This is a genomic window from Streptomyces sp. JLSY215 (genome assembly GCF_059682825.1).
The window spans coordinates 719265-731926 of sequence record NZ_CM185022.1; the positions used below are offsets into that span (position 1 = coordinate 719265).

General features: G+C 70.5%; 10 protein-coding genes. 7 read left to right on the plus strand and 3 right to left on the minus strand.

Going from position 1 to position 12662, the window contains the following annotated elements; genetic code table 11:
- Positions 1–162 precede the first annotated feature (162 nt).
- Together AC5677_RS03155 and AC5677_RS03160 are read left to right on the plus strand one after the other, a co-directional pair.
- Complete coding sequence (locus AC5677_RS03155) at positions 163–1062, plus strand: alpha/beta fold hydrolase (RefSeq protein ID WP_497193456.1); 900 nt, start codon at positions 163–165, stop codon at positions 1060–1062.
- 32 nt (positions 1063–1094) lie between these two features.
- Positions 1095–1910: a MerR family transcriptional regulator gene (locus AC5677_RS03160; RefSeq protein WP_497193457.1), complete on the plus strand. Its 816-nt coding sequence runs from the start codon at positions 1095–1097 to the stop codon at positions 1908–1910.
- A 54-nt stretch (positions 1911–1964) separates the two neighbouring features.
- Here the strand turns inward: AC5677_RS03160 and AC5677_RS03165 are convergent, their stop codons facing one another.
- Positions 1965–2351: a MarR family winged helix-turn-helix transcriptional regulator gene (locus AC5677_RS03165; protein WP_497193458.1), complete on the minus strand. Its 387-nt coding sequence runs from the start codon at positions 2349–2351 to the stop codon at positions 1965–1967.
- 85 nt (positions 2352–2436) lie between these two features.
- On the opposite strand from AC5677_RS03165, the gene AC5677_RS03170 reads away from it, so the two are divergent.
- Complete coding sequence (locus AC5677_RS03170; protein WP_497193459.1) at positions 2437–3948, plus strand: MFS transporter; 1512 nt, start codon at positions 2437–2439, stop codon at positions 3946–3948.
- A 98-nt stretch (positions 3949–4046) separates the two neighbouring features.
- Here the strand turns inward: AC5677_RS03170 and rho are convergent, their stop codons facing one another.
- Positions 4047–5312 (minus strand): transcription termination factor Rho, encoded by a 1266-nt coding sequence (gene rho, locus AC5677_RS03175; protein ID WP_497196493.1) that lies wholly within the window; start codon positions 5310–5312, stop codon positions 4047–4049.
- Between the two features lie 470 nt (positions 5313–5782).
- Here rho and AC5677_RS03180 point away from each other — a divergent pair, with 470 nt between their 5' ends.
- On the plus strand, positions 5783–6457 hold the full coding sequence (locus tag AC5677_RS03180; protein WP_497193460.1) for a hypothetical protein: 675 nt from the start codon (positions 5783–5785) through the stop codon (positions 6455–6457).
- Between the two features lie 165 nt (positions 6458–6622).
- Here AC5677_RS03180 and AC5677_RS03185 read toward each other — a convergent pair whose 3' ends face one another.
- A complete protein-coding gene (locus AC5677_RS03185; protein ID WP_497193461.1) occupies positions 6623–8995 on the minus strand; it encodes a collagenase in 2373 nt (790 codons plus the stop codon).
- A gap of 307 nt (positions 8996–9302) precedes the next feature.
- On the opposite strand from AC5677_RS03185, the gene AC5677_RS03190 reads away from it, so the two are divergent.
- The 3 genes from AC5677_RS03190 (at position 9303) to AC5677_RS03200 (ending at position 12627) form a co-directional block, all read left to right on the plus strand.
- Positions 9303–10475 (plus strand): NAD(P)/FAD-dependent oxidoreductase, encoded by a 1173-nt coding sequence (locus AC5677_RS03190; RefSeq protein ID WP_497193462.1) that lies wholly within the window; start codon positions 9303–9305, stop codon positions 10473–10475.
- Positions 10476–10655: 180 nt separating this feature from the next.
- Positions 10656–10976, plus strand: coding sequence for a (2Fe-2S)-binding protein (locus AC5677_RS03195; protein ID WP_497193463.1), 321 nt, complete (start codon positions 10656–10658; stop codon positions 10974–10976).
- Positions 10957–12627, plus strand: coding sequence for an FAD-dependent oxidoreductase (locus AC5677_RS03200; RefSeq protein ID WP_497193464.1), 1671 nt, complete (start codon positions 10957–10959; stop codon positions 12625–12627). The genes AC5677_RS03195 and AC5677_RS03200 overlap by 20 nt, the downstream gene beginning before the upstream one ends.
- The last annotated feature ends 35 nt before the right edge of the window (positions 12628–12662 follow it).

Below are 12662 nucleotides of genomic sequence, written 5' to 3' on the forward strand. Positions count from 1 at the left end.
AGTCCCGGTACGTCAGGGCGGCGGCGGTCTCCGGTCGGGTCCGGCACCGGCCGGAGACGGCGGCTCCGCCACGACGTCGGTCGTACGTCCCGCGGGTGTGCGGGTGGCATGCCGCCGCGAGGGTTGACCCTGACGCAGGGTCAACCCCGCAGCATGGGCGGCATGACTACGAAATCCCCTGCGACCGAGGTCACCGGACCGCACCCGTCGTACGGCGAGACCGGGGCACGGACCGCGAGCGGCGACGGGACGCTGCGGCACTTCACCCTCCACCACGACGGCGTCACGATCCCGGTGTCCCGCGGCGGCCGGGGACGACCGCTGGTCCTGTGCCCCGGGCTGTGCTCGACACAGGCTGATCTGCACGAGCTGACCGCACTGCTGCGGCGCGACCACGACGTGGTGACCTTCGACCTCAGGGGCCATGGCCTCGCCTCGGCCGCCGACCGGTACTCCTTCGAAGCGTTCCTCGGCGATCTCGTCGCCGTGCTGGCGGAGCGGGGACGCCTCGGCCTGCGCGCGGCGCCCGTGCTCGTGGGCTACTCGCTGGGCGCGGACCTGGTCGTGCACCATGCCGCCGAGCATCCGGACACCGTCGCCGGGCTCGTCCTCATCGACGGGGCGAACCCGGTGCCCGAACCCTTCATCACCGAGGCCGACCTGGCGGAGTTCCGCGCGCTGTGGGAGGACCAGGCGACGCGGCAGGAGGCGGAGCGGGACAGGAGCACCGCGCGTCGGGTGGCGCTCACCGGACAGGACATCCTCGGCCTGAACCTCGAACTCGATGCGCTGCGGACCGGGATCCTCCTCGACCGCTACCGGAAGATCGACCGCCCCATCAGCATGATCATGTCGACCTCGATCGCCGGGGACAGCGGCGCAGGACGTGCCCCGCGGCACAATCGGCTCTGGCGCGCCGGCGTCGAACGGCTCGTCCGCGAGCGGCCGCACGTCTCGACGTCCTGGCTGGACGCCGATCACCGGCTCGTCTTCACCCACGCCCCGGACATCGCACGGATCATCCGGAATGCGCCGGGCCCGGCCCGCCGAACGGCTTCTTGAGCCGTTCCCGGGAGACTCAGGAGACTGGAGCGATGCTGACCATCGGCGAGCTGGCCGCGTACGCCGGAGTGACGGTGCGCGCGGTGCGGCACTACCACGCCAAGGACTTGCTGCCGGAGCCGGAACGGGACCACTCCGGCTACCGGAGGTACGACGCCGGCGCCGTGGTCGAGCTGATCAGGATCCGGACCCTCGCCGAGGCCGGGGTTCCGCTGGCGCGCGTGCGGGAGCTGCTGCGGGCCGGCGAGGAGGAGTTCGCCGCGGCGGTCGCGGACATCGACAGGCGGTTGCGGGCGGAGATCCGGGAGCGGCAGCGGCACCGCGAGCGGATCGCCCGCCTCGCCGCCGGGGACAATCTGGCGCTGCCGCCGGAGGTGGTCGATTTTCTCGGTCACCTCCGGGCGCTCGGGGTGGATGAGCGGATCGTCCAGGTAGAACGCGACGGCTGGATCCCGCTGGCCGCGCACTCACCCGAGCGAGTCCCGGAGTGGCTGGCACGAAAGCGGGAGCAGCTGGCCGATCCGCGGCTCATCGGCTTCTACCGCACCCTGGGCCAGGCTCTCGACCGGGCCGACGACGATCCGCGGCTGGTCGAGCTGGCCGACGAACTGGCCGCCTGTCTCACGCAGTTGGCCGACGAGCGGGGCGAGCGCTATATCGACGACGCCGCCATCGAGCCACCGTTCGCCAAGCTGATGGACGCCCTGGCCTTTGACGCCGCACCGCCGGCCCGTCGACTGATCGAGCTGCTGAAGCAGCGAGGCTGGACCGGCTGGACCAGGCTCAAGCGCGTGGCGCCCCGCCCGCCGGCCGCGTCGCCGACCGTGCCGCTCTCCGGAAAGGGGTAGCCGCGGGCGGCCTTCTCGTCCGTGGAGCCGGGGATACCGGCCCCCACGCACCGGTCAGGCGTCTTTGCGGAGGGTCTGCGCGAGTACGGAGCGGTGGGTCGGCATCGCGTCGCCGTGACGCCTGCGGCCTTCGTCGGTGAGGACGACGAAGATGCCGCGACGGTCGAGATCGCACATGACGCGCTCGACGAGGCCGCCGCGCTCCAGCCTGGCGACCAGCCGGGATGCGGCGCTCTGACTCAGGTGCACCACATTGGTGAGGTCCTGGCCCCGGCACTTGCCGTGGTCGGAGGCGGCGAGGAGTTCGAGCGCCTCGTACTCGCTGACGCTGAGGCCGTGCTGCGCCTGCAACTCGTGCTCCAGGGCGGTGTGCACGGCGGCATGGCGGGCGAGAAGCCCATGCCACTCATCGACCAATTCCTGCTCCGAGCCACCCATCATGGCACCAGGTTAGCATGCGCCAACATTTGATGCACGGAGATTAAATGCGATTGCATTCGATGCGCGTGCATGCAAGAGTCATGGCATGACTTCCTCCGCACCCTTGTCCGCCTCGACCTCCACGTGGAACGCCAAACTCTGGGGAGTTCTGCTCACGGTCTCCCTCGTGATCGGCCTCGACGCCCTCGACGTCTCGATGGTGGGCGTCGCGCTCCCCTCCATCCAGGCAGACCTGGGCCTGTCCACCAGCGCGCTGCAGTGGATCGTCAGCGGCTACGTCCTCAGCTACGGCGGACTGCTGCTGCTCGGCGGACGCGCCGCCGACCTGCTCGGTCGTCGCAAGGTGTTCCTGACCGCGGTGGCCATGTTCGCCGCCGCCTCCGTGCTCGGCGGCCTGGTCGACGACGGAGCCCTGCTCATCGCCACCCGCATACTCAAGGGCATGGCGGCGGCGTTCACCGCGCCCGCCGCGCTGTCCATCGTCACCACCACGTTCGCCGAAGGACCGGCGCGCAACAAGGCGCTGGGAGTCTTCTCCGTCTTCGGAGCCAGCGGCTACTCGGCGGGCCTGGTGCTCTCCGGTCTGCTGACCCAGGTCGGCTGGCGGTGGACGTTCTTCCTGCCGGTACCGATCGCGGTGATCGCGTGGATCGCGGCCAACCGCCTGCTCCCCAAGGACGGCCCCCGCACCTCCGGCGGCTACGACATCCCCGGCGCGATCACCTCGGTCGGCGCGATGCTGCTGCTCGTCTACACCGTCGTGGAGGCACCGGAGGCCGGCTGGGCCGCGCCGAACACGCTGATCCAGTTCGCGATCGCCGCGGTACTGCTGATCGCCTTCGTCCTGATCGAACGCCGCAGTGCGCATCCGCTGGTCCGGCTCGGCATCCTCCGCTCGAGCTCGTTGGCGCGGGCCAACCTGGGGATATCGGTGTTCTTCGGTGGCTACATCGGCTTCCAGTTCGTGGTCATGCTCTACTTCCAGTCGGTGCTGCAGTGGTCGGCGCTCCAGACCGCGCTCGGCTTCCTCCCGGCCGCGATGATCGTCGCCTTCGGCTCGCCGCGGATGGAGCCCCTGATCGCACGGATCGGCACCTCGCGCACCATCGCGGGCGGTGTCATCGCCCACCTCATCGCCTACGTCCTCTTCCTCGTCATCGACCGGGACGCCCCGTACGTCGTCGGTGTGCTGCCCAGCATGATCCTGCTCGGAATCGGATTCACCCTGGCCTTCGCGTCCTTCAACATCCAGGCCACCGCCGGCATCCCGGACCATGAGCAGGGCCTGGCCGGCGGCCTGCTGAACACCTCGACGCAGGTCGGCGGCGCGATCGGACTCGCCATCGTCACCGCGGTCCTCACCGCCGGAGGCGAGGGCAAGACCGGACCCGCCGCCCTGCTCGCGGGCTTCACCCCGGCGCTGCTCACCATCACGGTCCTCTCGGCGATCGGCCTGCTCATCGGACTGTCAGGGGTGCTCGGACGGCGCAAGGTCGACGGGTCGGCGGATGCGTCGGTGGAAGCGCCGGCGGACGCGTCGGCGCAGCAGCTGACGAAGAGGCCGGCGGACGAGCCGGAGCTCGCCCTCGTCGACTGACAAGTGCAGTCACGGTGCAGTCACGGCACATCCCGGTGAGGCAGCCGCCACCACCGGGATGTGCCGTTCCGGCATGCGTACGGCTCGCCGTCGAAGGCTCAGGAATCCTGCGCCAGGTGCTGCATCTGCCGCAGGAACGTCGCATTGTCGGGCGTACGCCGGACGCGGTTGAGCAGGGCTTCCGTGTTCAGGCGTTCGTCACCGGTCCGCAGGGCGCGCCGCAGACGACCGACGGCGGCCAATTCCGTTGTCGGGAGCATCAGTTCCTCGCGGCGGGTGCCGGAAGCGGTGATATCCACTGCTGGATGGATCCGCTTTTCCGCCAGCGTGCGATCCAGACGGAGCTCCATGTTTCCGGTGCTCTTCAATTCCTCGAAGTAGTAATCGTCGGCCCGGGACCCGGTGCCCACCAGGGCCGTGGCGAGAATGGTCAGCGATCCGCCCTCCTCCGCCCGGCGCGCCGCCCCGAAGAGCCGCTTGGGACCGTGCAGCGCGGCGGCATCGACGCCTCCGCTCAGCGTTCTGCCGCCCGCTGCGGCGGCATTGTTGTGCGCCCGGCACAGCCGGGTGAGGGAATCGAAGAGGATGACGACGTCCTGCCCGTGCTCGACGAGCCGTTTGGCGCGTTCCACCGACAGTTCGGCGAGGCCAATATGCTCTTCCGCCGACCGGTCGAAGGTCGATGCGAGCACCTCTGCATTGACGCTGCGGCGCATCTCGGTGACTTCCTCCGGCCGTTCGTCGACCAGCACCACCATCAGCCGGCATTCGGGGTGATTTCCGGAGACGGCGGCCGCGAGCTGTTGCAGCAGCACGGTCTTTCCCGTCTTGGGCGGCGCGACGATCAGCCCGCGCTGGCCCTTGCCGACCGGTGCGATGAGGTCGATGATGCGCGGTGCGATGCCGCCCGTCGCGCTTTCGAGGCGGATCCGCTCTCGCGGATGCAGGGGTGTGAGGTCGCGGAAATGCGGCCGGCCGCGCAATGACTCCGGCGGACGGCCATCGACCGACTCGACCTCGGAAAGCACCCCCTGCCGGCCGCATGCGCCGACGACGAAATCCCCTTTACGGAGGCCGGATTTCCGGATCAGCTGGGCGGGCACTCGGACGTCGTGGGACGAGGAGACATACTCCCTCCCACGAAGAAAGCCGAGCCCCTGCTTTTCGTTGACGATGTCCAGAATTCCGGCTGCCGACACGAAGGGGTGCGCCGCGGTCGGCACGGCGAGATGGTCGGACGTCATGGTCATGGGTGTGGGTGTCCTCTCGGAACGGACGGGAGAGAGTGATAGGTGGGAAGGGATCCGCCTGAAGGGGTGGCGGAGCGGAGGAAATCGCGGTGCGGGAAAGCGGGGCGGTGAGATCACGCCCCGCGGGCCGTCAGATGGGCCCGCAACCGGAATGAGGTGTTACAGAATCGCTTGACCGTGCGTGGCGAAACGCTCACACATAGTGGGTGTTCCGCAAACAGTCGGCGGCTCGGCGCCGCACTGGATTGCCGGTCAAGAAGGACGGCTGTGCGGCAGCGACAGGGAGAAGAGGGCGGAACCGGCACCGGAATACGGTGAGTTCGGGTTCGCTCCCCTCGCAGAGTACCACTTGATGCGCCAGGCCCGACGGGGAACGAACCGAAACGGGAGCGGGAACGGATCGAAACAGCCCTGGACCGAGGGCAACATGCAGGCCCCTTAAAGGGTCTGTTTCACCATCAACTACAACTTTACCGATTCTTGGTGTAGTTGAATCAAATTTCACTCCAGTCTCAAACCCACAGCGACGAACACCACACTCGGAATCGTCGCTTCCAAGTGACAGGGCGAGAGGCAACAGCAAGATGACGAAAAGCCGAACGATCCGCTACGGAAGCCGCCTGATGGCGCTGTCCACCGCGGCACTGGGCCTGTTCGCGGCGATGGCCCTACCGGCCGCCGCCGATGACCAGCCCACCCGGGAGCAGCTGATAGCCGACTGCGCTTCCGGCGAGGGGAAGTGCAGCTTCAACGAGCCGAAGCTCGGCACGGCGTACCTCGGTGACTTCCACCAGGTGTCCAACTCCCTTTACAACTGCAGCACTTCGGATGCGACACAGTCGATGGGCTGGGCGGACACGGTGGGCTCGACGGACTCGGTGGGGGTCTCCGTCACGGTCGGCGGAAAGATCGCCGAAATCATCGACCTGAGCGTCACCGCGACCTACAGCCACACCTGGTCGAGTTCCCACACCGAGAACAGCTCCATGAACATGACGGTGAAGCCCGGTGAGGTGGGCTGGATCTCCCGCGCCCAGGTGATGCAGACCGTTTCGGGCACCTGGCAGACCCACTACGACAGCCCGAAGTGGGGTCACTACTTCTGGTACGTGCCGGACACGGTCACCGGTCCCGCGCCCAACGGCACGGACGGACAGAGCAATGCGGTGATCGTCAAGACGCGCAAGATGACCGCCGCGGAGCAGAACTCCTGCTCGTCCGACACCAAGCAGGGCCGGGCCTTCGTGGTGAAGCGCTGACCGCGGAGCCGGCCTGCTGAGCGCGGCACGGCGCGCACCGCCCCGCCCCGCGCCGGGACATCGTGAGCCGGCGCGGGGCGGAGTGCGGAACGAGACGCGGGACGGCGCGCGATACGGGGCGCGGACCGCACCGAGCGGACCCGGAAGTGCCGGATGAGCCGGACGTCACGTCTGGCTGCGCAGCGGCCCTTCGCAGTCGAAGTCCGCCGTGCCCGTCCGGCCGTCGGAGGCGATGCTCACCTCGCCGAACGAGCAGTTCATGTCGCTGAAGTTGTTGTCGCCGTTCGCGGTGCGGTCCAGCACGGTGCCGTCGAGGGTCTCGGACATGTCCTTGAAGACGGCGTCGGCGTTCCCGGCGTCGGTCAGGTTCGCCGTGAGGCGACCGGTGCAGGCGAACCGCGGCCGGTCCTGCGAGCCGGCGGGATCGCACTCCGGCGTGATGCCGGTCGTCGCCGCGAAGGAGGTACGCACCTCGGTGGCCGACGCGTCGCGCAGGTCGCCGAGGGGGACGTACTTGGTGTCGGGTACGAACAGGTCGTCGACGTGCGCGATCTGCTCGTCCAGGAAGGAGCCGTAGGCGTCCTGCAGGCCCGCGTCCTTGCCGAGCCGGTCGCGCCAGGCGTCGAAGGCCGCGGGGTCGTCGGAGCGCAGCAGGCCGTACATCTCCTTGAGCAGGGCGGGGCGTTCGGACCACAGGAACTCGAAGAACGTGCCCGCGTAGTTGTAGAAGCGGAAGCCGTCGCCGGCGTACGTGGCGTGCAGCAGCTGGTCCACGGTCATCCGTGGGCCGCCGTTCGCGGTGTCCGCGATGATGCCCTTCACCAGCGATTTGCGGACCTTGATGCCGTCGTCCCGGGTGCCGCCGTCGAAGAATTCCGCGGTGCCCTCGTCCATCGCCGTGGTCCGGTCGCCCTCGTACCACGGGCCCTCACCGAAGGAGCCCGGTACCGCCCAGCGGCCGTTGAGGTAGTGCGTGTACTCGTGCCGGAACAGCTCCTCCAGGGTGAGCGTGGAGTCCTGCGGGACGCGGCGCTGGTACGTGTAGAAGGTCGCGCCGTTCTCGATGTACATGCCGCCGTTGTTGGTGTCCAGGCCGGTCAGGAGCGGCTGGAAGTTCTCGTAGTCGGCCCGGGAGGCGTACAGGACGATGTGCAGGGTGGAGTTGGTGTCGCCCGTCAGCGGCGCCTCGGTGCCGACCACGCGGTGGAACTGGGCCTTGACCTGCTTGCTTGCGTAGTAGAGCTGATCGACGGTGTCCCGGTCGAGGGCGGTGCGCACCGTGATGCCGTCCGTGCCCTCCCTTCCGTACGTGTACGTCTGCGGGAAGAGCCGCTTTTCGATGTCGTCCTTGCACACCTGGTAGGGGGCGCAGGCGTCGAACTCGACGAGCCAGGTGGCGGCCTTCGCCCAAGGGGCGCTCAGGTCACCGAAGTTGGTCGCGAGGGCGGCGAGGAGCGGGCCGAGGCCCGAGACGATCTCGTCGCGGAGTTCGTCGATCTGGCCGATGCGGCCGTACTCGCTGACCGCGTCCCGCACCACCCAGGCGTTGTCGGTGTCCTTGAGGTGGGTGTAGTCGGCGAACGCCTTGAAGGCGGCACGGTAGGAGGGGTCGGCGACGACCGCGGCGCGGAAGGCGGTGTCCCTGTTGCCCGGGTAGATGCCCAGGTAGTTGAGGGAGAGCGCGGCGAACGCGGCGCCGCCCCAGGAAGCGTCCCGGGAAGTGTCCGGGTGGGAGGCGTCCATGGTGCTCAAGACGCGCTTGACGAGCGGTAGTTGGTGCTGGCGCAGGCCCGGGGCGGTCGCCGCGGTCAAGGCCTCCCGGAGGGTTTCGGCATTGCTGCGGGTCACGTCGAAGGTGCGGGCGGCCGAGCCGAAGGCGTCAACGGCCTGACGCATGGCCTCCACGGTCGGCGGGTCGGTGATGTCGATCTCGTCGTGCGAGAAGTCCTGGTACGCGACCGCGTGGAGATAGGTGAACATCTCCAGGAGATGGGTGCCGTTCTTGCCGTCGTGGTCGGCGGCGAGGCGGGTGATGCGGCGGGAGACGGCCTGGACGTGCTCGTCCGACATGACGGGGATCAGGCGCCGGTCCCAGGTCCAGACGAGGGACCGTAAACAGCCGTCGGCGGTGACCGCCGGGTCGGCGAGGAAGTCGGCGAACTCCTCAGGGGACAGGCCGGTGACGCCGTCCAGGGTGCACGGCACGGTGGCCCCGTTGATCGTGGCGTGCGGCGTTGCGGTCTTCGCCTTCGCCTTCGGGGTGTGTGCGCCGGGGATACGGCCGTCCGTGAGGCCGCCGGGGGCGGGTATCGCGCGGGCCGAGGGCGCGGGCGCCTTGGCCAGATGGCCGGCCCTGTCGAAGCGGTGCGGCGTGGCGTCCGGTGTGCCGGATGCGGCGACCGGACGTGCCGTCGCGGGGGCCGTGTACGGGACCGGGGAGGCGACGGTCGCGTAACCGGTCCCGGCGGCCGTGACGCAGAGCGTCACCGCGGTCGCGGTGGCGAGCAGGGACCTGCGCAGGGTTCTCGAAGCGAACACTCAGGACTCCTGTGTGTGGGGGTGTGGGGGTGCGCGGCAGCGGTGCCCGGAGGTCCAACTGCCGTGCTGCGGACGGCACTCAGGAGTGGAGAGCCGCACCGCCGCACCATGTGATGTGATGCGTAAAGTAGTAATGTGACATTGCACTGACAACCCCCCTGCACTCGGTTCGTGCCGTTGTCCGGGTCGCAACCCCTGCCGCCGCTCATACGGTTGCCCGCACCTGGACACCCCATCCTCAGACACCTCTTGATGCACAGTCAGGAGATCCCTTGGCAACGCAGGTGCAATGTGAAATATTACTCAGGTGCTCTCGGGACACTCTCCGGATCTCATCGTTGTCGGCGCGGGCATCGTCGGCGCCGCCTGCGCCCACTACGCCGCCCGCGCCGGGCTCTCCGTCACCGTGATCGACCGTGGCCCCGTCGCCGGCGGGACCACGGGGGCCGGCGAAGGCAATCTGCTCGTCTCGGACAAGGCCCCGGGCCCCGAGCTCGACCTCGCCCTCCTCTCCGCGCAGTTATGGCGGGAGCTGGCGGGCACGCTGCCACCGGGGATCGAATACGAGGCGAAGGGCGGCCTCGTCGTCGCCTCCGACGACAACGGAGCCGCGGCGCTGCGGCGCTTCGCGGGGCGGCAGGCGCGGGCCGGGGTCATCGCCGAGGAAGTGCCGGGCGACCGGCTCAGGGAGCTGGAGCCGCATCTGTCCCCCGGCCTCGCAGGCGGCATGCACTATCCGCAGGACGCACAGGTGCAGCCCGCGCTGGCCGCCGCCCATCTGCTGCGCGCGGGGGGTGACCGGGTGCGGCTGCGGCTCGGCGAGGAGGTCACCGGGTTCCTCATCGGTGCGGGCAGGCGGGTGCGCGGGGTGCGGACAACGACCGGTGAGGTGCACGCCCCGTATGTGGTGAACGCGGCGGGGACCTGGGGCGGCGAGATCGCCCGGCTCGCGGGCGTGGCGCTGCCGGTGCGGCCCCGGCGCGGCTTCGTCCTCGTCACCGAGCCACTGCCGCGCGTGGTGCGGCGCAAGGTCTACGCGGCCGACTATGTCGCCGACGTCGCCAGCGGCTCGGCGGCCCTGCAGACCTCCGCCGTCGTCGAAGGCACCCCGGCGGGCCCGGTCCTGATCGGTGCGAGCCGGGAGCGGGTCGGCTTCGACCGTTCCCTGTCGGTGGAGGCGCTGCGCCGCCTCGCCGGGCAGGCGGTGCGGCTCTTCCCGGTGCTCGCCACGGTACGGGCCATCCGGACCTACGCGGGCTTCCGTCCGTACCTCCCCGACCATCTGCCGGCGATCGGACCCGATCCGCGAAGGCCGGGGCTGCTGCACGCGTGCGGCCACGAGGGCGCGGGGATCGGGCTCGCCCCGGCGACGGGGCGGATCGTGGCCGAGTGCGTGAGGGGAGGTGAACTCCCGCTGGATATTGCGCCGTTCAGGCCGGAACGGTTCGACTTCGGGGCGGGCGGTGAGCCCTCCTGGTGATCTCCCGCCGACCTCCCGCCGACCTTGCGTCGATCCCCTGCCGACCTCCTGCCGATCCGCTGTCGACCTTCTGCCCATCCCCATCCCCTGTCGCCCTCCTGCCGATCTACCTCCCGCACTCCTGCCGACCTTCTGCCGATCTCCCTCCCGCCCTCTTGCACCTCCGAAAGGAGCCGCGTCATGGCGCGTCGCCACAGCCCCGCCGACCTCGTCGGTGGGGCGCCCGGCGCAGCGTTCGAGATCACCTTCGACGGGCGTCCCCTCTCCGCGCTGCCCGGCCAGTCCGTGGCCGCCGCGCTGTGGGCCGCGGGCATCCTGGCCTGGCGCAGCACGCGCGTCGGCGGGCGCCCGCGCGGTGCGTTCTGCGGCATCGGGCAGTGCTACGACTGCCTGGCCACCATCAACTCCCGCCCCAACACACGGGCTTGTCTGGTCCCGGCGCGGCCCGGGGACGCCGTCACCACCCAGGAGGGGCACGGTCATGCCGCACTCGGTGTCTGATGGCGCGGAGTACGACCTCGCGGTGATCGGCGCGGGCCCGGCCGGGCTGGCAGGTGCCGTCACCGCGTCCGAACTCGGCCTGTCCGTAGCCCTGTTGGACAGCGCCGCGCAGCCGGGTGGCCAGTTCTACCGGCACCCGGATCCGGCTCTTGGGGCCGTGCGGCCCGAGGCGCTGCATCATGACTGGTCGGCGTTCGCCCGACTGCGCCGCCGTCTGACGGAGAGCTCCGTAGCCCCGCTGACCGGGCACCACGTGTGGGCGGTCGAGCGGGAGGGCCCCTCGGGCACCACGGGCACCGCGGGCTCCACGGGCTCCACGGGCTCCAAGCATTCCGAGGGCGCCGAGAACTCCGAGGGCGCCGAGCAAGCGAAGGAGGCCAAGGGCGCAGACGGCCGATGGGCGGTGCACGCGGTCACCGGTGCGGACGGCGACGGGGAGCGGCCGGTCCGGGTGCGGGCCCGCGCGGTGCTGCTAGCGACAGGTGCGTACGAGCGGCAGCTGCCCTTCCCCGGCTGGACGCTGCCAGGAGTCGTCGGTGCAGGCGGCGCACAGGCGATGCTGAAGTCCGGCCTGGTGCTGCCCGGCAAGCTGGTGGTGGTGGCGGGCAGCGGCCCACTGCTGCTCGCCGTCGCCGCGTCGCTCGCCGCGGCGGGGGCCCGCGTCCCGGCGGTGATCGAGGCGTCCGACTACCTGGGGTACGCGCGCCATCCGCGCGCTCTGGCCGCCAATCCGCGGAAGTCTGCGGAGGCCGTGAGCCTGGGCGCGGCGCTGTTGCGGTACGGGGTGCGGCTGCATGCGCGCAGCGCGGTGACCCGTGTGCACGGCACCGACCGGGTGGCCGCGGTCACGGTCTCGCGGCTCGACGGCGACTGGCGGCCCGTGCGGGGATCGGGCCGCCGGATCGCCTGCGACGCGCTGGCGGTCGGCCATGGCCTGGTCCCGGGCATCGAGCTGGCCATCACGCTCGGCTGCGCGGCCCGGCGCACCCAGGACGGGACGTACGCCCTCGTATGCGATGCCCTGCAGGAGACCTCGGTACCGGGTGTCTGGGCGGCGGGCGAGACCGGCGGTATCGGTGGGGCACAACTCGCGCTCCTTGAAGGCGAGTTGGCGGGAAGGGCGGTGGCCGCCCGGCTGCGGGAGCGGCCGGCGCTCGCCGCGGGCGGCCGGGTGCGGGAACTGCGGCGACGGCGCGCCCGGATGCGCGCCTTCGCGGACGTCATGGCCGCCGCACACGCACCCGGTCCAGGGTGGCCGCAGTGGCTCGACGACGCGACGGAGGTCTGCCGCTGCGAAGAAGTCACCGCACGGCGCATCCGCGAGACGGTCGCCGATTACGGCGCCCGGGACGCCCGGACCGTGAAGCTGATGACCCGGGCGGGCATGGGCTGGTGCCAGGGACGGATGTGCGGGACGGCCGTCGCCCGCCTCGCCGCCGAGGCGGCAACGCCGTCGCCGACCCCGGAGCGCCGACCGCTGGCCGTACCGGTCGCCTTGGGGGCACTCGGCGCACTCGCCGACACGGACCCTCCCGACACGGACCCTCCCGACGCGGCCCCGTCCGACACGGCCGCCCCAGGTACGGACTCCGGGGCGAACTCCCGCACGGACGCAGACACAGCCTCCCGTCCCGACCCCGCCCCGGACTGACGCACGCCACGACTCACAGCCCCTCCCCACCCTCA

What these genes read in the sequence shown, in the direction of transcription:
- AC5677_RS03160 (WP_497193457.1), top strand. Translation starts at nt 1,095, where the DNA reads ATGCTGACCATCGGCGAGCTGGCCGCGTACGCCGGAGTGACGGTGCGC.
- AC5677_RS03155 (WP_497193456.1), top strand. Translation starts at nt 163, where the DNA reads ATGACTACGAAATCCCCTGCGACCGAGGTCACCGGACCGCACCCGTCG.
- AC5677_RS03180 (WP_497193460.1), top strand. Translation starts at nt 5,783, where the DNA reads ATGACGAAAAGCCGAACGATCCGCTACGGAAGCCGCCTGATGGCGCTG.
- AC5677_RS03165 (WP_497193458.1), bottom strand. Translation starts at nt 2,351, where the DNA reads ATGATGGGTGGCTCGGAGCAGGAATTGGTCGATGAGTGGCATGGGCTT.
- AC5677_RS03195 (WP_497193463.1), top strand. Translation starts at nt 10,656, where the DNA reads ATGGCGCGTCGCCACAGCCCCGCCGACCTCGTCGGTGGGGCGCCCGGC.
- AC5677_RS03170 (WP_497193459.1), top strand. Translation starts at nt 2,437, where the DNA reads ATGACTTCCTCCGCACCCTTGTCCGCCTCGACCTCCACGTGGAACGCC.
- AC5677_RS03200 (WP_497193464.1), top strand. Translation starts at nt 10,957, where the DNA reads ATGCCGCACTCGGTGTCTGATGGCGCGGAGTACGACCTCGCGGTGATC.